The organism is Chryseobacterium sp. 2VB (assembly GCF_005503635.1).
GTDB lineage: Bacteria > Bacteroidota > Bacteroidia > Flavobacteriales > Weeksellaceae > Chryseobacterium > Chryseobacterium cupriresistens.
In genome coordinates this window covers 1-24,104 of sequence record NZ_SCNC01000008.1, presented here as the reverse complement: position 1 = coordinate 24,104, position 24,104 = coordinate 1, and the positions used below count along the sequence as shown (strand labels likewise).

Annotated in this window: 27 protein-coding genes and 1 pseudogene; 9 read left to right on the top strand and 19 right to left on the bottom strand. The window is 35.7% G+C overall.

Annotated features, from left to right (window positions below; all coding sequences use genetic code 11):
- Positions 1–47 precede the first annotated feature (47 nt).
- From FFS26_RS09595 to FFS26_RS09535, 13 genes are all read right to left on the bottom strand, one after another.
- Entirely contained in the window at positions 48–488 is a 441-nt protein-coding gene (locus FFS26_RS09595) for a DinB family protein (RefSeq protein ID WP_110010264.1), read from the bottom strand.
- On the bottom strand, positions 488–1,651 hold the full coding sequence (locus FFS26_RS09590; protein ID WP_137904916.1) for a methylmalonyl-CoA mutase family protein: 1,164 nt from the start codon (positions 1,649–1,651) through the stop codon (positions 488–490). Before FFS26_RS09590 ends, FFS26_RS09595 begins: the two co-directional genes overlap by 1 nt.
- A 104-nt stretch (positions 1,652–1,755) precedes the next feature.
- Positions 1,756–2,112 carry an FtsB family cell division protein gene (locus tag FFS26_RS09585; RefSeq protein WP_002979124.1) on the bottom strand — a complete coding sequence of 119 codons (357 nt, stop codon included), beginning with the start codon at positions 2,110–2,112 and terminating at the stop codon, positions 1,756–1,758.
- Between the two features lie 3 nt (positions 2,113–2,115).
- Positions 2,116–2,730, bottom strand: a complete 615-nt coding sequence (udk, locus tag FFS26_RS09580) for a uridine kinase (RefSeq protein WP_002979122.1) — start codon at positions 2,728–2,730, stop codon at positions 2,116–2,118.
- A 210-nt stretch (positions 2,731–2,940) separates the two neighbouring features.
- Entirely contained in the window at positions 2,941–3,246 is a 306-nt protein-coding gene (locus tag FFS26_RS09575) for an ATP-dependent Clp protease adaptor ClpS (protein ID WP_099049883.1), read from the bottom strand.
- Between the two features lie 10 nt (positions 3,247–3,256).
- Entirely contained in the window at positions 3,257–4,615 is a 1,359-nt protein-coding gene (locus FFS26_RS09570) for a hemolysin family protein (protein ID WP_110010266.1), read from the bottom strand.
- A gap of 269 nt (positions 4,616–4,884) precedes the next feature.
- The gene (gene atpG, locus FFS26_RS09565) at positions 4,885–5,748 is read right to left on the bottom strand and encodes an ATP synthase F1 subunit gamma (RefSeq protein WP_110010267.1); all 864 of its coding nucleotides are present in this window, start codon (positions 5,746–5,748) and stop codon (positions 4,885–4,887) included.
- 76 nt (positions 5,749–5,824) lie between these two features.
- Positions 5,825–7,402 carry a F0F1 ATP synthase subunit alpha gene (gene atpA / locus FFS26_RS09560; RefSeq protein WP_110010268.1) on the bottom strand — a complete coding sequence of 526 codons (1,578 nt, stop codon included), beginning with the start codon at positions 7,400–7,402 and terminating at the stop codon, positions 5,825–5,827.
- A 16-nt stretch (positions 7,403–7,418) separates the two neighbouring features.
- Positions 7,419–7,958 (bottom strand): ATP synthase F1 subunit delta, encoded by a 540-nt coding sequence (gene atpH, locus FFS26_RS09555; protein WP_110010269.1) that lies wholly within the window; start codon positions 7,956–7,958, stop codon positions 7,419–7,421.
- 2 nt (positions 7,959–7,960) lie between these two features.
- Positions 7,961–8,458, bottom strand: a complete 498-nt coding sequence (locus FFS26_RS09550; protein WP_047429825.1) for a F0F1 ATP synthase subunit B — start codon at positions 8,456–8,458, stop codon at positions 7,961–7,963.
- A gap of 83 nt (positions 8,459–8,541) precedes the next feature.
- Entirely contained in the window at positions 8,542–8,736 is a 195-nt protein-coding gene (gene atpE / locus FFS26_RS09545; protein WP_002979108.1) for an ATP synthase F0 subunit C, read from the bottom strand.
- Positions 8,737–8,783: 47 nt separating this feature from the next.
- Complete coding sequence (atpB, locus tag FFS26_RS09540) at positions 8,784–9,881, bottom strand: F0F1 ATP synthase subunit A (protein WP_110010270.1); 1,098 nt, start codon at positions 9,879–9,881, stop codon at positions 8,784–8,786.
- 59 nt (positions 9,882–9,940) lie between these two features.
- Positions 9,941–10,312, bottom strand: coding sequence for a hypothetical protein (locus FFS26_RS09535; protein WP_137904915.1), 372 nt, complete (start codon positions 10,310–10,312; stop codon positions 9,941–9,943).
- Positions 10,313–10,487: 175 nt separating this feature from the next.
- Here FFS26_RS09535 and ffh point away from each other — a divergent pair, with 175 nt between their 5' ends.
- A complete protein-coding gene (gene ffh / locus FFS26_RS09530) occupies positions 10,488–11,849 on the top strand; it encodes a signal recognition particle protein (protein ID WP_110010272.1) in 1,362 nt (453 codons plus the stop codon).
- An 82-nt stretch (positions 11,850–11,931) separates the two neighbouring features.
- Here ffh and FFS26_RS09525 read toward each other — a convergent pair whose 3' ends face one another.
- The 5 genes from FFS26_RS09525 to FFS26_RS09505 form a co-directional block, all read right to left on the bottom strand.
- Complete coding sequence (locus FFS26_RS09525; protein WP_110010273.1) at positions 11,932–12,594, bottom strand: OmpW family outer membrane protein; 663 nt, start codon at positions 12,592–12,594, stop codon at positions 11,932–11,934.
- 83 nt (positions 12,595–12,677) lie between these two features.
- Positions 12,678–13,334, bottom strand: coding sequence for an outer membrane beta-barrel protein (locus FFS26_RS09520; RefSeq protein ID WP_110010274.1), 657 nt, complete (start codon positions 13,332–13,334; stop codon positions 12,678–12,680).
- A 460-nt stretch (positions 13,335–13,794) separates the two neighbouring features.
- Positions 13,795–14,292 (bottom strand): hypothetical protein, encoded by a 498-nt coding sequence (locus FFS26_RS09515; RefSeq protein ID WP_110010275.1) that lies wholly within the window; start codon positions 14,290–14,292, stop codon positions 13,795–13,797.
- A gap of 132 nt (positions 14,293–14,424) precedes the next feature.
- Positions 14,425–15,087 (bottom strand): porin family protein, encoded by a 663-nt coding sequence (locus FFS26_RS09510; RefSeq protein WP_110010276.1) that lies wholly within the window; start codon positions 15,085–15,087, stop codon positions 14,425–14,427.
- Positions 15,088–15,204: 117 nt separating this feature from the next.
- Positions 15,205–16,164 carry a PhoH family protein gene (locus tag FFS26_RS09505; RefSeq protein ID WP_002979097.1) on the bottom strand — a complete coding sequence of 320 codons (960 nt, stop codon included), beginning with the start codon at positions 16,162–16,164 and terminating at the stop codon, positions 15,205–15,207.
- 133 nt (positions 16,165–16,297) lie between these two features.
- Between FFS26_RS09505 and FFS26_RS09500 the strand changes: the two genes are divergently transcribed.
- The 8 genes from FFS26_RS09500 (at position 16,298) to rplI (ending at position 23,794) form a co-directional block, all read left to right on the top strand.
- On the top strand, positions 16,298–17,125 hold the full coding sequence (locus FFS26_RS09500; protein WP_062675025.1) for an S-adenosyl-l-methionine hydroxide adenosyltransferase family protein: 828 nt from the start codon (positions 16,298–16,300) through the stop codon (positions 17,123–17,125).
- A gap of 63 nt (positions 17,126–17,188) precedes the next feature.
- A complete protein-coding gene (locus FFS26_RS09495; protein WP_110010277.1) occupies positions 17,189–18,496 on the top strand; it encodes a dihydrolipoamide acetyltransferase family protein in 1,308 nt (435 codons plus the stop codon).
- A 179-nt stretch (positions 18,497–18,675) separates the two neighbouring features.
- Complete coding sequence (locus FFS26_RS09490) at positions 18,676–20,109, top strand: serine hydrolase domain-containing protein (protein WP_110010278.1); 1,434 nt, start codon at positions 18,676–18,678, stop codon at positions 20,107–20,109.
- A gap of 262 nt (positions 20,110–20,371) precedes the next feature.
- Positions 20,372–20,980: a hypothetical protein gene (locus tag FFS26_RS09485; protein ID WP_137904914.1), complete on the top strand. Its 609-nt coding sequence runs from the start codon at positions 20,372–20,374 to the stop codon at positions 20,978–20,980.
- A gap of 42 nt (positions 20,981–21,022) precedes the next feature.
- The gene (locus tag FFS26_RS09480) at positions 21,023–22,396 is read left to right on the top strand and encodes a chloride channel protein (RefSeq protein WP_110010280.1); all 1,374 of its coding nucleotides are present in this window, start codon (positions 21,023–21,025) and stop codon (positions 22,394–22,396) included.
- Between the two features lie 113 nt (positions 22,397–22,509).
- A complete protein-coding gene (rpsF, locus tag FFS26_RS09475; protein ID WP_034695444.1) occupies positions 22,510–22,851 on the top strand; it encodes a 30S ribosomal protein S6 in 342 nt (113 codons plus the stop codon).
- Between the two features lie 32 nt (positions 22,852–22,883).
- Positions 22,884–23,186, top strand: coding sequence for a 30S ribosomal protein S18 (gene rpsR / locus FFS26_RS09470; protein ID WP_002979091.1), 303 nt, complete (start codon positions 22,884–22,886; stop codon positions 23,184–23,186).
- Between the two features lie 110 nt (positions 23,187–23,296).
- Positions 23,297–23,794: a 50S ribosomal protein L9 gene (gene rplI / locus FFS26_RS09465; protein ID WP_047429787.1), complete on the top strand. Its 498-nt coding sequence runs from the start codon at positions 23,297–23,299 to the stop codon at positions 23,792–23,794.
- Positions 23,795–23,903: 109 nt separating this feature from the next.
- Here rplI and FFS26_RS22490 read toward each other — a convergent pair.
- Positions 23,904–24,104, bottom strand: a pseudogene (locus FFS26_RS22490) (hypothetical protein); the annotation flags it as partial.

The following is a 24,104-nucleotide window of genomic DNA, read 5'->3' as shown; positions in this document are numbered from 1 at the left end:
TTTTGTGTTTCATAAATCTACACAAAATCTTGTTAGAAATGATCAAATTATCTCTTATAAAAAATATAATCAGCAGCTACCGGAGTTATACCGTTTTGCTTAAGCAAAGAATTGATTTGTCCTCTGTGATACGTGGAGTGATTGACGGCATGAAAAAGCATTTCAAAAATAGTGTTTTCAAACTTTGTCCCTCTTGAATTCTGATATTCTATTCTTTTATCCAAATCAAGATTACTGATAATGTTAATACTTTTAAGAAAATTCTTATGATTAATCTCTTCCAGGGATTCGAAGGGATTGATCTGCCATACTTCAAAGGTTTCCTCTCCTAATATCCGGGCATTCCAGATCTGTTGCGCATTAAGGGTATGATTGATCAAACTGATCGTTTTATCGTCAATAAGCTCTCTGTTTTCAGAAATAGCTTTAATCATCTCAGCGTTGAAATGATAGGTATATTCAAATAAATCTATCAGTTTTTCTTTCATTACTCAAACATCTCAGCCCAGCGGACGGCTTTTATTTCTTTTTCGCTGTAAAGATCCGTGATAGACTTTTTAACGTCTAATTTAGGGTACAGATTCACTCCGATCAGCTTTATTTTCCCTTCTTCAATCCATTGCTGCTCTTCAATCGCATGATCATAGATTTTTTTCTGAATAACACCCTGTTTCAACAATTCAAGATATCCTCCTGCTTCTTCAATTTCAACAAATAAAGCCCATGCTTTTTCTGCAAACTGCCGGGTGATATCTTCAACATAATAACTTCCGTTGGAAGCATCTTCAAATACGTTGATGATACTTTCATAGGCCAGAACTATCTGTTGTTTGAAAGAGATCTCTTCCGAGTTATCCGTACTTCTGTCTACAAGATAATTGTTTGAGAAAACAGCGTCTGCTCCGCCAATCATGGCAGAAGCAAGCTCCAACGTAGAACGGATCAGGTTATTTTCATTATCTGAAACAGCTTTATTTCGTAACGAAGTTTCAGCAAAGATGTAAGGAACTACATCCAGCCCGTATTCTTTTGAAAGCTGGTTGAAAATAATCTTAAAAGCTCTCAGCTTAGCCATTTCAAAGAAATAACTTCCTCCAACAGCTATTCTGAAAATCAGTTTATTTAAAATTTCAGCTCCATAAACTTCTGCTAACTCCTTAGCTTTTGCAAGGGCAATTGCAAGCTGCTGATAGATAGCGGCTCCGGCATTCTGATGCAGTGAGATATCTACGCAGATATTTCTTCTAAAATCTTTTGAAAGTAATTCTTTTACCAGCTGATCATCAATACTTCCATCTTTTTCATTAAAAACATCAATCAGTGAAAAATACTGGTCTTCTTCTTTAGGACTAATGTGCCCTGCAAGATCTTTATTATTCACAAAAATGGTTTTCTGATCCAGATTTTCTACATTCTGATCCAGCATAAATGCAAATACTTCTTCTTCCAGACTTTCGTGGTATCTTGCAACCAGATGGGTACTTTCTTCAACTCTTGGCAGGTTTACCAAAGGCTTCTGAACTTCAGTGTAAAAAGGCTTCACTTCTATTCCTTCCAGATTCTGTTTTTCTAAAACGGGATAGATATCCTCTGTTTTAAGTTGTTTTTTGACCAGGTTTTCCCAGTTTGAAAGTATATCTGTATTTGACATTAGTTTTTTATTTGTGAATTGTTAATGGTGAATTTTGCTTTGCAAGTGAATTTTTAAAAACTAAAAACACATTTCATCATCAACGAAATTCTATTCAACTTTTATTACTTTTTAGCCACTTTTGTGCTGTCTACCACCAGAATGAAAATTTCTTCATTCGGTTTTTTCATAAAATAATTTTCTCTTGCGTATTTTTCTTTTTCTGACTTGTTGTTCATCAGTTTTTTATAAAAAGCATCATTTTTTTCGTACTCTTTCTTATAGTAATCCAGCTGCTCTTCATATTTATGAATCTCACCATTCAGTTCATTAATAACAAGAAATGAAGTTTTATCGAAAAAAATCATCCATACCAAAAACAGACAGATCGTAATGGTATACTTGTTCAAAACATATTTCTGGATAAGTTTGAATGTTTCAGATTTCGGCTGAATGTCTTTGATAAGGTTGTTTTCTTCCATTTTTTAATGTTTTTTCAACGAGTTTTTAATAACAGTAGTTAAAAAATCAATCGCGACGGAATTCTGTTTCATATTGGGGATAATAAGATCGGCCTCATTTTTAGACGGCTCGATGAATTCCTGGTGCATTGGTTTCAATGTGGTCTGATAACGGTGCAATACTTCGCTCAGATCTCTTCCCCTTTCCTGGGTATCTCTCCTGATCCTCCTGATCAGTCTTTCGTCAGAATCTGCATGAACAAATACCTTCAGATCAAATTCTTTCAGTAATTCTTTGTTGGTCAAAACAAGAATTCCTTCTACTACCAATACGTTTTTAGGTTCTACAGTGACATGATCTCCTGTTCTGGAATGTGTAACAAAGCTGTAAATCGGTTGTTCAATCGGCTCATTGTTTTTTAAAGCTTTTACATGTTTTATCAGTAAGTCAAAGTCTATTGATTTTGGGTGGTCGTAGTTCAGAGCTTCTCTTTCCGTCAATGTAAGACCCTGGTTGTCGTGATAATAATTATCCTGAGAGAGGATATTCATTCCTTCAATATCAAGCTGCTGAAGTATCTTATCAACAACTGTAGTTTTGCCGGATCCTGTACCACCGGCAATTCCTATTACAAGCATTGTTTTTTTGTTTCTTTATAGTTGGTACAAATATACTATTTTAGATAAAATATGACAATGTAGGAGTATTGAGAAATTAAAAGATTAAAGTATTTAAAGATTAAAATACATTCCGGAAACCGGCAGGTCTTTATGATTAATTGGTATTACTCAACTTTCTTTTTGGGATTTAATAAAAAAAACCGGCAATTCATTTGCCAGTTTTTTATTTTATACGATTTCGCTTGTTAATTCGCGCGAAATTAATTTTTCATGCATAGGCTTCAAAACATCCATTGAGCCTGTTTTTACGGTACATTTGCCTTTATAATGAACAAGGATCGTGCATTGCTCTGCCTGTTCCAGCGTATGCTTGCATATTTCGATCAGACAGTCTATCACATAATCAAATGTATGGATATCATCGTTATGCAGTACCAGTTTATAAACTTCATCCGTATCATCCAGAACAAGTACTTCTTCTTCGTACTGACGTTTTGGATTTTCGTAATCTTTTATGCTGTTATAAAAATTCATTTTTATTCTTTTAAACTTCTCCTATTTTGTCTGCCAGATTATCAATCGCATTAGGTTCCTGATAAACAAGTTCCACCAGTTCAACACTCTTGTTATTCATTTTCAGAATTTTAAAGTGATAGTCTGCAAGATCAAACTCCTGGTTTTCTTCAGGGATTTCTTCGAGCTCATAAAGAATAAATCCAGCCAGTGAGTTGTACTCGCTTTCTTCGGAAAGAGGAAGTTTTCTGGGAAGGAATTCATTGATTTCCTCCAAAGGCTGTGTAGCCTGTACCCAATAGGTATTATCCGCTATTTTATCAACGATTTTTTCTTCATCGTCTTCTTCGTCCTGAATTTCTCCTACCAGTTCTTCCAGAATATCTTCCAGTGTAATAATTCCTTCAGTTCCACCAAATTCGTCAATAACAATGGCGATGTGCTGTTTTTTAAGCTGGAAAGTCTTCAGTAGGTCTGAAACTTTTTTACTTTCCACCACGAAGAAGGCGTCACGCATTAAGTCTTTAAGATCTTCATGATCCAGATCTCCTTTTCTCTTCACAAATTCTCTTATAATTTCTTTGGTGTAGAAAATTCCGATCACATTATCAATAGAATCAATATAAACTGGAATACGAGAGTAACCGCTATCCATTATTTTGTTGATAATATCATTGATATCTTCTTCAAAATCAATAGAGGTAATATTCTGTCTTGGAACCATGATCTGTTTTGCAGAATGATCTGTAAAATCAAATGCATTTTTGATGATCTCATAGTTCTCTTCTTCTATCTCTCCGCTGTCTGCACTTTGCTTTACCAAAAGCTGAAGTTCTTCTGTAGAGTGAATTTCCTGTTCCGAAGCCGGGTGAATTTTCACCAGTCTTAAGAAACCATTTGACATGGAATTCATCAACCAGATAAACGGTTTAAAAATCGTGTAAAAAACTCTCAACGGAACTGCTGTTGCCATTGTAGTGGCTTCAGATTTTCTGATCGCGATTGATTTTGGAATAAGCTCACCGAAAACGATGTGCATGATGGTAATTAATACAAAACTGGTTACCACTGAAATGGTGGTAATCGTTGTTTGTGTCAAGTCTATATTAAACGAATGAAAGAGGCTTTCAACCACGTGGTGCAAGGCGCTTTCTCCCACCCAACCAAGGGCAAGGGATGCTAATGTAATTCCTAATTGTGTAGCGGAAAGATATTCATCAAGATGCTTGATGATATGTTCTGCCTGCTTAGCCATAGAGTTTCCTTCTGCAGCTTTTAGCTGAATTTGAGAGTAACGAACTTTAACAATTGAAAATTCTGCGGCTACGAAGAAGCCATTGAGTAAAACAAGAAATAAGGCCAGCAAAAGCCTGACTATGTCCGAGTCCATTTAGAGATTGTATAAATTTTATTAGGTACAAAGATATGTAAAATAAAAATAACCTGAATCCGGGATAGATTATTTCGATGGAGGAATTTTTGGAACAGAAACTGACACAATAAAATACCGCTATTTTCAAATAAAAAAAATAATTGGAACAACGACTCATTTTTCAACAGAAACGATATTTTTAAGCGGTAAATATCCGTTTCAGCCTTCCACAAACAAAAAAGCACCGATAATTTCGGTGCTTTTATGGGTATAGTAAAAATAATTCTTTATGAATTTTTCAAAGCTTCTGCTCCGGAAACAATTTCCAGAATTTCGTTGGTAATTGCAGCCTGTCTTGCTTTGTTGTAGAAGATCACAAGATCATTCTTTAAAGCCTGAGCATTGTCTGTTGCTTTATGCATTGCAGTCATTCTCGCTCCGTGCTCAGATGCTACTGAATCTAAGATCGCTTTGAAAACCTGAGTTTTGATAGACTTTGGAATCAGGTTATCCAGGATTTCAGCTCTGTTAGGTTCAAAGATATAATCCGTTTCAACCTGCGGCTCAGTATTTTCCGGCATTGAGATAGGAAGAAGCTGTTCTGTAGTAACTTCCTGAGTAGCAGCATTAACGAATTTGTTATAGATAACATAAACTTCGTCAAATTTACCTTCTCTGAAGCTTGTCATTACCCCTTCAGTGATATGAGCAACTGCATCAAAGTTCAGATTATCATATACAGTACTTCCATTAGTATATACCTTACGGCTTTTTCTCACAGCATCATATACTTTTTTACCTACAGGAAGAACTTCAATCTCGTACTGAGCGTTGTTCTGAAACTGAAGGTTAAGCTCTTTTACGATAGAAGAGTTAAAAGCTCCCGCAAGACCTCTGTTTGAAGTAACAGCGATGAATAGTACTCTTTTAACCTCTCTTTTCTGAGCATATACAGAAATCTGATCAGGATCAGAGCTAGAATTTACATTCTGGATAAGCTCCTGTAATTTTTCAGAATAAGGTCTTAACATCACGATTGCATCCTGTGCTTTTTTAAGTTTCGCTGCGGAAACCATCTTCATAGCACGTGTAATCTGCATCGTAGATGAAATTGACGTAATTCTGCCTCGTATTTCTTTTAAGTTTGCCATTAATTTGGGTTCAAAGTTTAAGGTCTAAAGTTTAAGGTTTAAAACACTATATTTCAAACCTTAAACATTGAATTTTTTAGTTGTATTTAGAAGCTAAATCGTTAGCTGCCTGCTTAAGAACACCTGTAATATCGTTATCGATTTTTCCAGCTTTGATAGCAGCCATTGTATCCGGGTGCTTAGATCTAAGGAACTCGATGTATTCGTGTTGGAATTCTTTAATCTTGTTCAATGGAACGTTTCTCATTAAGTTTTCTGTTCCGGCATATACGATAGCTACCTGACTTTCTACAGGAAGTGGTGCATTTACCGGCTGCTTAAGGATTTCTACGTTTCTTTCTCCTTTAGAAATTACTGCTAAAGTAGAAGCGTCAAGGTCAGAACCGAACTTAGCAAACGCTTCCAATTCTTTATACTGAGCCTGGTCAAGTTTCAATGTACCAGATACTTTTTTCATTGATTTGATCTGAGCGTTACCTCCTACCCTTGATACAGAGATACCTACGTTGATTGCAGGACGAACCCCTGAGTTGAATAGATCAGACTCCAAGAAGATCTGTCCGTCTGTAATAGAGATTACGTTTGTAGGGATATACGCAGAAACGTCACCAGCCTGAGTTTCGATAATCGGAAGGGCTGTTAATGAACCACCACCTTTTACAATTGGCTTAAGAGACTCCGGCAAATCATTCATTTGCTTAGCAATGTTATCATCAGCGATTACTTTTGCAGCTCTTTCCAATAGTCTTGAGTGAAGGTAGAAAACGTCTCCAGGGTAAGCTTCACGGCCCGGTGGTCTTCTCAATAGTAGAGAAAGCTCACGGTAAGCAACAGCTTGTTTAGATAAATCATCATAAACGATAAGCGCCGGTCTACCAGTGTCTCTGAAGAACTCACCGATAGAAGCTCCTGCCATTGCAGAATATACCTGCATTGGAACCGGATCTGATGCGTTAGCTGCAACGATAACTGTATATGCTAAAGCTCCTTTATCAGAAAGTGTTTTAACGATTTGTGCTACAGTAGAAGCTTTCTGACCGATAGCAACATATATACAATATACTGGCTGACCAGCATCAAAGAATTCTTTTTGGTTGATGATCGTATCGATAGCAACAGTAGTTTTACCTGTTTGTCTGTCACCAATGATAAGCTCTCTTTGTCCTCTTCCTACAGGGATCATCGCATCAATTGCCACGATACCAGACTGTAAAGGCTCAGTTACCGGCTGTCTGAAGATAACTCCAGGAGCCTTTCTTTCCAATGGCATTTCGTATAAATCCCCAGTAATAGGACCTTTACCATCGATTGGGTTACCAAGAGTATCTACTACTCTTCCTAACATACCTTCTCCTACTTTGATAGAAGAGATTCTGTTTGTTCTTCTTACTGTATCACCTTCTTTTACTAATTTACTTTCACCAAGTAGAGCAACCCCCACGTTGTCTTCTTCAAGGTTAAGTACAATACCTTCTACATCACTAGAAAATTTCACCAACTCTCCGTATTGTACGTTTTCTAACCCGTATACACGAGCAATACCATCACCGATGGTTAAAACTGTACCTACTTCCTCAACGTTGGATTGAGTATCGAAGTTGGCCAATTGCTGTTTTAAGATCGCAGATACTTCTGCCGGATTTATTTCTGCCATTGTATGGTTGTTTTTCTTAATTTAATTGGAAATCTTTTTTAACTTGGTTCAATTTTGTCTTCACAGACGCATCTACCTGCTGGTCACCTACTCTCAGAATATATCCTCCAAGAATTTCAGGCTTCACATTTACTTTCAGATCAAAGTTTGAATCAGCATTTACAAGATTTGTAGATCTTAAAATCTGGTCAAGGTTTTCTTTTGAAAGCGGAGTTGCTGTAGTAAGCGTTACTCTTTGTACACCACTAAGGTCTTCTACTTTGTTGATAAATTCCTGAGCAATATTTTTCAATTGGCTTTCACGTCCGTGTTTAATAACCAATCTGATCAGGTTTTGAGAAGAAACAGATAAACCTTTGAATATTTCGTTTGCTACTTCTATTTTCTTTTTAGAATCGATGTAAGGAGTAAGGAAAAATCTGTTTAAATCTTTAGATCCAGCCATTACCTTTACTACATCTTTCATTTCAGAAAATACAGTAGCCGTTTGCCCAGCTTCGTTGGTGAAGTCAAGTAAACCTTGTGCGTATCTTTTAGCTACTTTAGATGTAAGCATTCTTAGTTAAGGTTTGATTTGTTTAAATAATTTTGAACTAATTCGTTTTGAGCTTCGCTGTTATCTAGCTTTTGCTTCAAGATAGACTCGGCAATGTTTACAGATAAAGTACCAATCTGAGTTTTGATGTCTGCCATTGCAGCATTTTTCTCAGCGTTGATAGTCTGTTTAGCAGCTTCGATCATTTTGTCTCCTTCAGCTTTAGCAGCATCTTTAGCTTCCCCTACGATTCTGTCTTTAATTTCTCTGGCTTCTTTAAGGATCGCATCTCTTTCAATTTTAGCTTCACGAATGATTCTTTCGTTATCCTCTTTTAAAGTTTCCATTTCTTTTCTAGCTAATTTAGCTTGATTAAGAGCGTCAACAATAGATGTTTCTCTGTCATTGATAGAATTTAAAATAGGCTTCCAAGCGAATTTACCTAACAAAAATAATAGTGCTAGAAAAATAACAGACTGGATAATAAATAGTCCTGATGAAAACTGATGAATTAATTCCATTATATAAATGTATAAATAATTATTACTTTTTTTAAAGAACCACTATCTGTAACCAACCGTCACAGATAATGGTTTGAATTTAATTAGTTTACTGCGAATAGAGCAGCAAACGCAACACCTTCTACAAGTGCAGCTGCGATAAGCATAGCTGTTTGGATTTTTCCAGATTGCTCAGGTTGTCTAGCGATAGCTTCAAGAGCAGCAGCTCCGATTTTACCAAGACCGATACCTACACCTAGTACTACGATACCAGCACCTACAATTTTAGGGATTTCCATAATATATAATTTTAAAAAATTTGTTTTACTTTAATTTATAATTTCAATTAGTGAGCTGCATGATGTTCGTGCTCGTGCTCTTCTACTGCCATTCCGATAAACAGTGCTGATAACATTGTAAAGATATAAGCCTGTAGGAATGCTACCAATACTTCAAGTAAATAAATCACCAATGTAAGGAAAGGGAATGCAACACCTGCGATAAAATTCTTAAATACATAGATCAGCCCGATCAAACTCATTACTACGATGTGTCCTGCAGTCATGTTGGCGAAAAGTCGGATCATCAAAGCGAATGGTTTAGTGATTGTTCCTAATAATTCGATTGGAAGCATGATCAGTTTCATTGGAACCGGCACCCCTGGCATCCAGAAGATATGTTTCCAGTAATCTTTATTCGCTGAGAATGTCGTAATCAGATATGTAAGGATAGCTAAGAAGAATGTCATTGTAATATTACCTGTAACATTGATTCCAAAAGGCATTAATCCAAGAACGTTAAGGAAAAGAATAAAGAAGAACACTGTTAATAAATAACCCATGAATCTCTTATACTTGTGCCCGATATTAGGAATAGCAACTTCGTCTCTTACAAAGATAATTAATGGCTCTAAGAATCTTGCTGCTCCTGTAGGAACTACTGACTTCTTATAAGATTTAGCCATTCCAACAAACAATACAAACATAAAGATTGACACTAATAAAATAATCAATACACTTTTTGTAATAGAAAGATCTAAAGGCTTTACATTCGTAGGATGACCGTCTTCACCAAGTGTTAAAGTTCCAGCAGCATCAGTCTTATAGATTTTCTCGTGGTGCAATACATAAAAAGAACCATCTACTTCAGTAGGCTCCCCGTGCATGAACCCTTCTTTGTTACTCATGAAAGAGTGGAAACCGTTATCATAAATAATAACAGGAAGAGGAAAACCGATGTGGTGACCTTCTTTATCAACCATCAATGTGAAATCATGTGCATCCAATAAGTGATGATCGATGAACTCTTTGTTTTCTTTGCTTACTTTGTCTTTCTCTGAAAGCTCTTGAGCAGGAGCTGCCCCAGCAGCAGCCTCTCCGTGCTGTGCAGACACTAAGTTTAATACAAAAATACTGTAGAATAAAACTGCGAATTTCTTAAACATTGATAGGTTTTTTTCGTTGTGCAAAAATATGATATTTTTTCTAGTTTCAATAAATAATTTTACTGTTTTTTATCATGATTAATCAGCTTGATTGCATAGTACGTAAGCAGTGCTGTCAGGACAAAATAAGGCATGATAAAATGGAATTTGTAGCCGGGAATCACTTCAAAGTTCAGTTTTTTTCTGATTAAGTACATTAAACCGAATTTTAAAAGGATCAAACCAATAACAGACAATCCCAAAAATTCCGGTGCTACTCTATTGATTAAGATAATAAGAGTGATCATCATCATAAACATGACACTTAGAAAAAGGTAAAATTTAATGACCACTATCTCATCCAGGTGAAAAACAAATTTCCAAAGGAAAAAATGCACCAGGAAGGTCAGAAAGAATAAAACGACAACAAGAATATTGGGATTAATTTTCATTCTATATTTAATTGATCGCAAAAATAGACTTTTTCTATCGTATTATACTATGATTTGATATTTATCATTTTTCTTCTTTGTAATAATATTACGTGTATATATAATATTACGTGTTCAAACACTTTGGATATCCTAAAAATTCCTTATTTTTGCAAACCTATAATTTACAATAAATATGTTTAATAGTTTACAGGATAAATTAGACAAGGCATTACACAATATTTCCGGTAGAGGAAAAATTACTGAAATCAATGTGGCGGAAACCGTAAAAGAGATCCGTAGAGCATTGGTAGATGCCGACGTTAACTATAAAGTTGCGAAAGATCTTACAAAGAGAGTTCAGGATAAAGCATTAGGAGAAAACGTTCTTACTTCCCTTACTCCGGGACAGCTGATGACGAAAATTGTTCATGATGAGCTGGTAGACCTGATGGGAGGTTCTCAGGAAGGAATTAATCTTTCAGGAAAACCTACTGTAATCCTTATTGCCGGTCTTCAGGGATCTGGTAAAACCACTTTCTCAGGAAAGCTTGCTAATTATTTACAGACAAAAAGAAATAAAAAACCATTATTGGTAGCATGTGACGTTTACCGTCCTGCTGCGATTGACCAGCTGAAAGTATTGGGAGGACAGATCAAAGTTCCTGTTTATACTGAAGAAGGCGCTACCAATCCATCTACCATTGCTGAAAACGCGATCAATTTCGCAAAATCAAACGGTCATGATGTTGTGATCGTGGATACAGCAGGTCGTCTAGCTATTGATGAGCAGATGATGAACGAGATCAAATCCGTACATTATTTCATCAAACCGCAGGAGACTCTTTTCGTAGTTGACTCAATGACTGGTCAGGATGCTGTAAATACAGCAAAAGCATTCAACGATGCCTTGAACTTTGACGGAGTTGTTTTAACAAAATTAGATGGTGATACTCGTGGTGGAGCGGCTTTAACGATCCGTTCTGTTGTTGAGAAACCAATTAAGTTCATCTCTACAGGAGAAAAAATGGAAGCTTTGGATCTTTTCTATCCGGAAAGAATGGCGGACAGAATTCTGGGAATGGGAGACGTTGTTTCCTTAGTAGAAAGAGCTCAGGAGCAGTTTGATGAGGAAGAAGCTAAAAAACTTCACAAAAAAATTGCTAAAAACGAGTTTGGTTTTGATGATTTCCTTAAGCAGATCAACCAGATCAAGAAGATGGGTAATATGAAGGATCTGATGGGAATGATTCCTGGGGTTGGAAAAGCGATTAAAGACGTAGAAATAAGTGATGATGCATTCAAACACATTGAAGCCATCATCTATTCTATGACGCCTGAAGAAAGAAGAAGACCTTCTATCATCAATACTCAGAGAAAAGCCAGAATTGCTAAAGGAGCAGGAAGAAAAATCGAAGATGTGAACCAATTGATGAAGCAGTTTGATCAGATGGGTAAAATGATGAAGATGATGCAGGGACCTCAGGGAAAACAAATGATGCAGATGATGAGCAAAATGCCGAATATGCCTGGAATGGGTGGAATGTTTGGAAAATAACAAAAGAACATATTTAAAATATAAAAATCCGACTCAAAATTTGAGTCGGATTTTTTTGTTTTTTTATCTTTAAATAAGCTGATTATTTATCAGATTTCTGAGCCTTTCCTTTGATAAAATAAGAGAAACCAACGTTAACCCCGAAAGTTTTGATATTCGTTTTAACATCAGTATTCATAATAGTTTCTTTGTTTGAGAACTGATCATAGGAAATACCCAAATTGATTCCTAAAGACTGAGTCGCCATATAAGTTACCCCTCCTTTTACTCCCCACGCCAAACCATCCGTAGTATTCTCTGTATCCTGCATTAATAAAGGATCAACGCCTTCATTATTGATATTGCTATTATAAAAAGAATATTTCGTCTTATTGGATGCATATCCAATACCTGCACCTAAAAATGGTACAAGCTTGCTGGAATTGGTAAAATAATAAGTAGCTGTAGGCATTACAGAGAACGTAGAATTTGTAGATTTAACACCTTGATATTTAGTAGTAGTATTAAAATACCCTAAGTCGATACCAACTGCTAATTTATCAATAACAAAATACCCTACAGAAGGTGTAATTGAAAATGAGTTTACTTTAGGTCCGTCAACAGAGTTCCCTCCTACTTTTACCGTAGTTGTAGTGTTGTTAAAACCCATCCCGGTGTTCCCACTGATCACCCAGTCTCCTTTAGTCATTTGAGCATTAGAAAGCCCGAAAAGTGCCACAGCACCTGCTAATAATAATTTCTTCATGGTTATTATATAAAAAAATGTTTCCAAAAATACAAAAAAACCCCGAGAAAATCTCAGGGTTCTATTGTTATATGCTTTGTTTATTATTTTGCAAATACATATTTAACTCCGAAAGTTACAGAAGATAAATTCAATCCGAAGTTGTAGTTGTTTGTAGCATCACCATCTTTTGGCTTGTAGTTGCTATAACCGAACTCACCGATAGTAGCTTCGATAGACCAGTTTTTGTTTAAGAAATAATCTAAACCTGGCTTCACAGTAACACCGATTTTAGTGTATTTAGCTTCAGTAGAAGTAGAGTTTGTAACAACTGTATTTCCAGTAGTAGTTACAGTGTTGTCTTCAGTTTCAGTTTTTCCAAACTGCATAGGCACTGCTAATTGTCCGAAGAAATATAACTTGTCAGATAAAGTCCAGTATTTTCTTACGAATGGAGCAACAACAAAAGCTGGAGTTTTAGTTACTTTGTCGTTTACGATTGTAGTGTTTGGTAAAGTTGCTGTAGTAGTTACAGTGTTCTTTTCAGTTTGGTAACCAACTCCTAGACCGATTGCTAGGTTAGTGTTTACGAAATATCCAACTGTAGGTAATACGTTGAAGTTTTCTTTTTTAATGTTACCGTTGTTAGTTTCTTCTTGAGAATAACCAACAGATCCTGATAAATATGTAGTTCCTTTAGCAATCTGAGCGTTTGATAAACCAAAAAGTGCAACAGCACCCGCTAATAATATTTTTTTCATTGTAAAAAATTTTAATACTTTCTGAGGGCAAATTTACAGTGGTCCCCAGTAATATTAAAATTTGTTAATGTGATTAATATCATTACTAAAATATAGGGTTTTATAAAAATAAATCCTAGTTAAGAGATGTTATTAAGTTTTTCACAATTTTATGAATAAAAAAATCACTTTTTTTCAACAAGAGCTTAATATATTTAGTTTTTTAAATTTTGTATTTTTTAGCAAAAGCCCATAAATTCTGGTGAAATGCTAAAGCACATTAACTTAAACTTCTTATTTTAAAGCTATTAACTCTTAAAATTTAAACAAACGTTTATTATTTGAGATTATTTTTTCTTTTTCTTGGTTGTCACAGCCCCTTTATAACAAAAGTTCTGATAAAAAATCTGCACAGTCTATATATAATATAATCAAAAAACTCCGGCCTTCGGCCGGAGTTCTCATATGCAATTGCTTTTTCTTATTTCAAAAAGAAATTAAATCCTAAGTTTACAGCTCCTACGTTCCAATTATGTTTGTACCAACCATAATCACGTGTGTTACTGATAGACTGATATCCGATATACAACTCTCCTTTGGACATCTGGTATCCAAATTTAGGTTGTGCATAGAAACCTCCATCTACCCCATCCTTTGTAGAAATACCATATCCAAGGTCTAATCCTACAAAAACAGGAGCTCCTTTAAACTTATATTTCCCTGAAACAGCTACAGGAACAAATCCGAAATCATCAAAGTTATCTTTTCCAAAGAAATGAGAATATCCTGTTGTTACCCCAAGGTCGAAACCTTTGGCAATATTCCACATATAAGCTGCATCCACTCCTAATGTAAATGAAGATACATCACTTGCATCAGATACAGGCACTCCAATATGTCCACCCAATTTGAAACCTTCCTGTGCCTGAGCAACACCTCCTAAAAGTGCAAAAGCACCTAGTAATAATAGTTTTTTCATTTTTTTAAGTTTAAATTTTACCCTGCAAAAATACTAATTATTTTCATCATTAGAATAAAATTGCCTTATAACACAAAAGCAGGACAAAATTTGTCCTGCTTTTAATATCATTTGAAAGTAAATTTTTCAGAATTAGTTTCCTCCGAATTTGAAACCTACACCAACCTGAGCAAAACTATTCTTTACAGTACCTCCGCTGTTGTCATTGGATAGGTTGGATACTCCTAAGCTGTATCTTGCATCAAAGAAAAGTCCGTTTTCCAGCATATATTCAACCCCTAAGAAAGGGGCAAGATTTAAAGACTTGATATCTTTTTTAATATCTACATCACCGGTATCTCCTTCCATTTCTACGTCAAGGAAATCTGAACCTATTACAGTCTTTTGTTTAGCAGTAAGGATAATTCCTACGTTAAGACCTGCAGCTACAGAGAACCCTTCTGTAATAAAGTATTTTGCAGAAACAGGAACCAAAAGAGTTCCAAAAGTTACTTTAGTTGATTCACCAAAATACATTCCTCCAGCATTTACTCCATCAATTTTCTCCTTGGCTCCAAGTGGTGAATACAAAACTTCTCCCTGAACTGCAAAGTTATCATTGAATTTGTACTCAGCCATTCCACCAATATAGAAAGTATATTTAGGAGACATTTTTCTTCCGTCAAGATCATCTTGCTTATCGTCTAGTTTAATAGTAGACATTGCGAAACCGGCTTTTGGACCAAATCGAAATTCCTGTGCGTTGGCACAAATTCCCATAGCAGCGACTGCTGCAACAAGTAAAAGTTTTTTCATGTTTAGTTAGTTTTTACATTTAAGGTGTGCAAAGCTAACTATTTTTTTCAAATTAACAAATTTTAACCAACTAATTTAAGGTTAATAAAAGGTTAACAGAAACTTTTACTCATTTTACTAGTCGTTTCTTAGTCTTTTCTCTTCGTCGTTATAGGCAAGGATAATCTTTCTTACCACCGGGTGTCTTACCACATCTTCTTCTGTAAGGTGTACAAATCCTATTTCTTTTACTCCATTTAAAATTCTCATGGCCTCTTTCAGTCCGGACTGCTGGTTTTTCGGAAGGTCAATCTGACTTGGATCTCCCGTGATAATGAACTTGGCATTCATTCCCATTCTGGTAAGAAACATTTTCATCTGAGCATGAGTGGTGTTCTGTGCTTCATCCAAAATCACAAAAGCATCATCCAGTGTACGCCCTCTCATGAAGGCCAATGGTGCTACTTCAATCACTTTCTTCTCCATGAAACCTTCCAGTTTCTCATGGGGAATCATATCACGAAGCGCATCATACAAAGGTTGTAAATACGGATCCAGCTTTTCTTTAAGGTCACCAGGAAGAAATCCCAGACTCTCTCCTGCTTCTACAGCCGGTCTGGTCAGGATAATTCTTTTTACTTCTTTATCTCTCAAAGCTCTTGCTGCCAACGCAACACTGGTATATGTTTTTCCTGTCCCTGCAGGTCCAATGGCGAAAACCATGTCCTTTTTCTCTGTTTCTTTTACCAGCTTTTTAAGATTGGTCGTCTTTGCCTTAATTACTTTGCCGTTGACTCCTTTTACGATAATATCCTGGTCGAATACCAGTTGTTTCTCGTTTTCGTCTTTAATATTCAATATATTTTCAACATCTTTCAGTCCTATTGAATTGTTTTTGGAGATAAAACTGACAATATCATCCAGTTTTTGCTTCAGTATGTCTAAAGCTTCCTGATTTCCCATGGCAAAGATAAAATGATCTCTTCCTGTAATTTTAATGGTTGGAAAGCTTGATTTTATTAAGTTGAAATATTGGTTATTAACTCCATAGAAGATTTTCGCATCGATATCTTCCAAATCATATGTTAATTCAAACATGCAGTATTTTTATTTTTAGATTTTAAAATTAAAGCTTTTTTTCAAATTTATATCAAATTCTTTTCAACAATCTTTCGGGCTTTCTTTTTATTTTAAATAACTTTGCAATACTACACTATTCTATAAATTGCTCATGTCAATTATTACCCTTACTTCGGATTTCGGAAATTTAGATTACAGAGTTGCTGCTGTGAAAGGCAAAATTCTGTCTCTAAACCCTGAGGTTAATATTATTGATATCACCCACGAAATCCAGGCATTCAATCTTATACAGACTTCATATATTGTAAGAAATGCTTATAAATATTTTCCCAAAGGAAGCATTCACATTCTTTCTGTAGACAGTTTTTACAGCAAATCAAGAAAGAATATCCTCTATAAAGCAGACGGATCTTACTTCCTGGCGGCAGACAACGGCCTTTTGAGCCTTATATTTTTTGATATAAAACCGGAAGCCATCTACGAACTTACGCTGAACAATCGTTTTGACGACGTTATCAACTTTACTTCTACGGACATTTTTGTTCCTGCAGCAGTGCATCTTGCCAATGGCGGACTTCCTGAAGTGATAGGAAGAAAAATCAGCACAGCAAAACAGCTGATGTTCCCGCGGGCGGTTTATAATGAATCGGAAGGAATGATTATTGGTGAAGTGACCTATATTGATAATTTCGGAAATATAATATCAAATATCAATAAAGATTTTTTTGAGAATATCAGTAAAGGTTACAACAGTTTTACCATAAAATTCAGAAATTTAAGCCTTTCAAGAATATTTTCCAGCCATACAGAAGTTGTTTCAGACTGGAAAAGGGAGACCGAATTCCACGGACAGTCTGCAGCGATCTTCAATGATAGTCAGTTATTGGAGCTTACCATCTACAAAGGAAGCAAGAAAAACGGCGCTAAAAGCCTGTTTGGACTGAATGTGGGAGAAAATATTTATATCGAATTCAGCTAAGATTATATATTTCTTAAAAAAACCGATTTTTTTTATATATTTGTCAAAATCTAAAAATCAAAAATGGCAGAATACAAATTATTGCTTCCTTCCATGGGAGAAGGGGTTATGGAAGCGACAATTATCACTTGGTTATTCAATGAAGGTGATAACGTAAAGGAGGATGACTCCGTAGTAGAAATTGCAACAGATAAAGTAGATTCAGACGTACCGACACCAGTTTCGGGGAAAATTGTGAAAATTTTAAAGCAAAAAGATGAAGTTGCAAAAGTAGGTGAAGCCATTGCTATTTTAGAAATTGAAGGAGAAGGTACAACTTCAGAAGAAGTAAAAACTGAAACTCCAGCGGCTGCTCCGGATGCTGAAACTTTAAAAGCGATTGAAGAGCCATTGCAAACAGTAGCTGTTTCAAACGTAGAATTCTCGGGAGATCTTTATCTGTCTCCACTTGTAAAATCTATCGCACAACAGGAAAAAATTTCTGAAACTGAACTGAAATCTATCAAAGGAAGCGGTTTGGAAGGAAGAATTACCAAAGAAGATATATTAGCTTATGTTGCCAACAGAGGAAGCCAGCCAGCTCAGCAGGCCGCTCCGGTACAGACAGTTTCTGCTCCACAACCGGCAGTATCAGCTCCGGCAGCTACTATTCCGGTAAGTGCAGGTGATGAGATCATTCCAATGGACAGAATGAGAAAAATCATCGCTGAAAACATGGTGAAAGCAAAACAAATTGCTCCACACGTTACTTCTTTCATTGAAACAGACGTTACCAACGTTGTAAAATGGAGAAATAAAAACAAAGCTGTATTCGAAAAACGTGAAGGTGAAAAACTTACGTTTATGCCTATTTTCGTAAAAGCTGTAGTGAAAGCAATCCAGGATTTCCCAATGATCAACGTTTCTGTAAATGGTGAAAACATCATCAAGAAGAAAAACATCAACATTGGTATGGCTACTGCCCTTCCGGACGGAAACCTTATTGTTCCTGTGATAAAAAATGCAGATCAGTTATCACTTTCCGGTCTTGCAAAAGCCATCAACGATTTAGCGTACAGAGCAAGAAACAAGAAATTGAGACCAGAAGACACTCAGGGAGCTACGTATACAATTTCTAACGTAGGAAGTTTCGGAAACCTTATGGGAACTCCGATTATTCCACAACCTCAGGTAGCTATTCTAGCCATCGGAGCAATCGTTAAGAAGCCTGCAGTTCTTGAAACAGCTGATGGTGACGTAATCGCTATCAGAAACTTAATGTTCATGTCTCACTCTTATGACCACAGAGTGGTAGACGGATCTTTAGGAGGAATGATGCTGAAGCACGTTCACGACTACCTTGAAAACTGGGATCTGAACACAGAGATATAAGTAATGAGTAATCAGCAATGAGTAATTTTGTTGATTTTAAATATTAAACCTTCGAATTTATTCGGAGGTTTTTTTATTGGAAAAAGCTGTAACGTTTTATACAAACAGTTTACAAACGATGTAATGGAGCAAATCGCTCAATTGTCTTATATAAAAACAACAACCTGAATTATCTCAAAATGAAACATATCCTTTTAGCAGTATTTGCATTACAATTTTCTACGACCGCTTTTTCTCAGCAAACCAAACAGTCTAAAATAATTGACAGCTATGTAAAAGAAGCCATGAAAAACAATAAAATACCGGGATTAGCTCTCGGAATTATAAAAGATGGCAAAGTAATTTTTGAGCAATATTATGGAACAGAAAATCTGGAAGATCTAAAAAAAGTAAGTCCAACTTCAATGTTCAGGATATATTCTACTTCAAAATTAACGGCCAATGTCGGCATTTTCCAACTGATTGAGCAGCGAAAGCTGTCTTTAGAGGATAATGTCTCCAAATATGTTGAAAATTTCCCTAAAGAATGGCAGGACGTAAAAGTGAAAAACCTGTTGACCCATTCTTCCGGAATTCCAAATTTCATTGCTTTCGAAGATATTCCTGTTGATGATTCTAATGCAAAAGTGATTGAACGTCTTTCCAAAGAAAAAATGGAGTTTAAAATAGGAAATGAATTCAGATACAATCAAACGAATTACATGCTGCTCACCATGATCATTGAAAAGATTACAGGACAGTCTTTCGATAATTTTATCATTAATAATCAATTTTCTGATACAAAAAATCAGGTCTATTTCTCATCAAATTCCCTTGAGCAGATTCCCAACAGGGTTCAGAAATACAACTACAACAACGAGAAAAAACAATACGAAAAAACGCCATTTGACAACGGTGTAAGATCTCATTCCGGAAATGGATTAGCCATTACCCTTCCTGCCTTTTTACAATGGAGCAGTCATCTCATCAACAATGATTTATTGAATCCAAAGACAAAAGAAATGATGTGGAAACCCTTTGATTACGGCAACAAAAAAGATGTTTTTGCTTATGGATGGGAGATCAGTAAAGCGAATGATATTCCGTCTTATGGTTTTTCCGGTGGAAACGTCAGTGCTTATAGGATTTTCCCACAAAACAACATGGCTATTATTGTGATGTCAAACGGATATAATTTTTTCCCGGCACAGTATTATATTGTCAATCATGTTGCAGCCATCATTGATAAGAATCTTACGGACGCTTATTCTCTTGCTGAAGAATCTATTATTGCCGGATTTGCCCAAAATAACAATCCAAACGCAGAAAAAAACTACTATGCCATTAAGACGAAAAATCCAAAGTGGGATTTTGATGGAACATTGAATAATATCGGCTATATTTTAATGGGAAATTCAAGAATTGAAGAAGCAATTAAAGTTTTTGAACTCAATGCAAAGGAACATCCACAATCCGGAAATGCTTTCGATAGCCTGGGAGAAGGATATTTCAATGCCAAAAACTATCCTTTGGCACTAAAAAATTATAAAAAATCTCTTGAGCTAAACCCTCAAAACAACAACAGTTCTGATATGATTAAGAAAATAGAAGATCTTATGGCCAGGAAAAATTAATTAAAACTGACATTCATTCAATACATAAAGTCCTGACGAAAGTTGGAATTTCTTTTATTTGATTTAAACCTTCTTTATTTTACTGAAAACTGACACTATTCAATTTTTAATTTTGAAAACAATTCAAACAAAATTCAATTTTAATGAAATATCAGCAATTCAACCCAATTCATTTCATATTATAATGACTTTCCTGGAAGTTTAAGTTATTAGTATTAATTTTAAAACAAACAATTTACTCCAATCCAACTTAAATTAAGATATGATAACCAAGCTTTTTGATTTTTCAAATGAAGAAGAGAAATTAATTTCTGAAGTGTATGACAAGCTTTTTGCAATGTATGATATTTCTGTGATTGATATTGAAAACTCTCCTTATAACCAGTTCAAATCGGAGCAAGATGACCTGTCTCCGTTATTTATACCTAAGATTTGCTATTTTGTAACAGATAAGAATAAAGCCTATTCTTTTTATCTTTTTATTGTCAATAAAGGTGGAACCACTTTCAGAGGAGCACGTGCGGACAACCAACTTGATACCCTGCAGATTTGGGGATTAAAAAAAACGGACAACGATTTTGGATTCATTTCTGTCAATAAAAAAAGCCTCGCGGATAAAGTAGCTGGAATTTTCAGTCATTTTAACATTAATTTTAAAGATAATAAGGGTTTTAAAGATTTTTATGTGATCGGAAATGATCCATACAAAACCATGTTATTTTTAGACAACAGGAGAAAAGAAGTGATAAAATCATTTCCCGATGAAGATTTTAAACTTGTAGTTAAAAACAATATGATAAGTTTCGGTTTACCCAAGGAACTTACCGTTGAAAATGCTGAGATGGTTTCAAAATTTCTGGAAGAAATATAAAATCTGTAAAAATCACGTACTTTTACACTTCTAAATTAACAAATGCTGAAAATTTTCGCCCTCATCAAAAAATCTCTTAAAAATTCCTTCGACAATATCCGGAACGAACAGCTGAAGCATAATCTGCTTCAGGCCATTCCCTTTTGGATAGGATCTGTCATAACAGGCTTTTTTGCTGTCATGTACGCCCAGATATTTGCATGGGGTGAACATCTCATGAATTTTATTTTCGACTGGCATGCATGGATGATCTTTATTATTGCACCTGTTGGATTTGTACTTTCCTGGTGGCTGGTGAAAGAATTTGCTCCCAATGCCAAAGGAAGCGGGATTCCTCAGGTGATGGCGGCTGTAGAACTGGCCAATCCGAAAGAACATAGGAAAATCCGGAATCTTTTAAGTATTAAGATTATATTTTTCAAAATCCTTTCCTCCGTTATTCTTGTCATCGGAGGAGGCGCTGTAGGACGTGAAGGACCTACCATCCAGATTGCCGGCTCTGTTTTCAGAAAAGTGAATGAATATCTTCCCGAATGGTGGCCAAAGATTTCCAAAAAAAACATGATTATGACGGGAGCGGCAGCAGGACTTGCAGCAGCATTCAATACTCCGTTGGGAGGAATTGTTTTCGCTGTGGAAGAGCTGTCAAAAACCCATATCAATTACTTTAAAACAGCCTTATTTACAGCAGTAATCATTGCAGGTCTTACCGCTCAAACATTAGCGGGATCTTATTTATATTTAGGATATCCAAAAACCAATGACGTTTCGTTAATGGTGATGTTTCCGATCATGCTGGTGGCAGGTACCGCCGGTATTATGGCCAGCCAGCTAGCTGTTACCATGCTTAAAATCAATAGCTGGAAGAAGAAAAAACTAAAGACAGATAGGGCGAATGTAGTTTTCCTGATTATCTGTGCTTTAATTATTGCTTCAATCGCCTATTTCATCAACAGAGAAGTTCTGGGATCAGGAAAAGAAATTATGGAGCGTGTCCTTTTTACTAAAGATAAACATGAAGACTGGTATGTTCCCATTCTGAGAATGCTGGGGCCTGCCCTTTCCTTTACTTCCGGAGGTGCCGGCGGAATTTTTGCTCCGGCTCTTACTGCGGGAGCAAGTATAGGTTCTGTTATTTCAGGAATTATTCATTTAACACCCAACGAAACCAATGTGGTGATTCTGGGCGGAATGGTTGCTTTCCTTACCGGAATTACAAGAGCCCCGTTTACTTCAGCGATTATTGTGCTGGAAATGACAGACAGACATTCATTGATATTCCACCTTATGCTTGCCGGAATGGTATCCTCTATTGCTTCCATATTAGTAAGCAGACATTCTTTGTATGATGTTTTGAAGGTGAATTTTCTGACGGAAATCAGATCCAATGATGAAACTGAATCCAGAAATCCATAAAAAGATGAATAGACATTCTAAGGAATCGCTAACTATTTCTCCAATCCTCTTGCATATAAGAAATATATTTTCTACTTTTGCACCTCGAAATAATTAACAAATTTTTTAACATTATGAACAATTACGAAACTGTTTTCATTTTAACTCCCGTTCTATCTGAGGCACAGGTAGAGGAAGCAGTGAACAAGTATGTAGATCTAATCAAAGAAAAGAACTGCGAAATCGTTGCTAAAGAAAACTGGGGATTAAAAAAATTAGCTTACCCGATTCAATTGAAAAAGAATGGGTTCTATACTTTAATCGAATTTAAAGGAGAAGGTACTGTAGTTGCTGATTTAGAATTAGCATTTAAGCGTGACGAAAGAGTAATCCGTTACCTTACTACAAAACTTGACAAGCACGCTGTAGAGTACGCTGTAACAAGAAGAGCTAAAGTAAAAGCAGCTAAAGCTTAATTATTAACCCTATTTTTTAAAAAAGACAAGACATGGCAATAGATGAAATGGCTAAACAAGCCTCAGCAGGAGGAGAATCAGAAGTAAAATTCCTTACTCCGCTTGATATCAATACAAAATCTGAAAAGAAATATTGTAGATTCAAAAAATACGGAATTAAGCACGTTGATTACAAAGATGCTGATTTCTTATTACAATTTGTAAACGAGCAAGGTAAAATTTTACCAAGAAGATACACCGGAACTTCTTTAAAATACCAAAGAAAAGTTTCTGCTGCTATCAAAAGAGCAAGACACCTTGCTTTACTACCATACGTAGCTGACTTATTGAAATAAGACAAAAATAAATAAGAGAAGAGGTTTTTCCTCTTCTTTTGTTGCTGAATACATCATTAATTCTAACTTGATTTTAGATACAACCTAAAATCTAAAAAAGGACAACAACAATGGAAATTATCCTAAAAAAAGACGTAGAAAACTTAGGACTTGAGTTTGATACAGTAAATGTAAAGCCAGGTTATGCTAGAAACTTCTTAATTCCTCAAGGAATTGCTCTTTTAGCTACCCCTAAAAACAAAGCTGCTTTAGAAGCTACATTAGAAGCTAGAAAAGAAGAAGAAGCTAAATTAATCGCTGCTGCTAACGCTGTAGTTGAGCAATTGAAGAAAACTTCTATCACGATCCCTGCAAAAGTAGGTGCTGGTGACAAATTATTCGGATCTATCAACAATGCTGATTTATCTGCTGCTTTAGAAAAAGCTGGTGTTTCTGTAGAGAAAAAATACATCAAGATTCCTGGTAACACGATCAAGAGAACTGGTAAATTCGCAGCTCTTATCAGACTTCACAGAAATGTTGAATACAACTACGAGTTTGATATCGTATCTGATGCTCCAGTGGAAGCAGCTCCTAAAAAAGAAGAAGCTAAAACTGAAGAAGCTTAATAAGCAACTGAGAATTTCTCACAATACAAGACCACTTCAATTTATTGAGGTGGTTTTTTATTGAACTACCCCGTCTTTTTGCTTTGCAAAAATCCACCCCTTCAGAGAACTATCGTGTGGACAGATCTTTAAAGATTTTGTAAGCTTTGGCTATATCTTTAAAACATTTGAGTCCAATCCACAGGGTTGTAATACCCGGATGCCTGTTGCTTTCGTATCCTTTCCATCCTCCCAAGCGGGCAATGACCCATACATATCTTTTAAGATCGGTCTTTGAATAATTATTTTTTTGCTTTTGGGTACTGCCTTC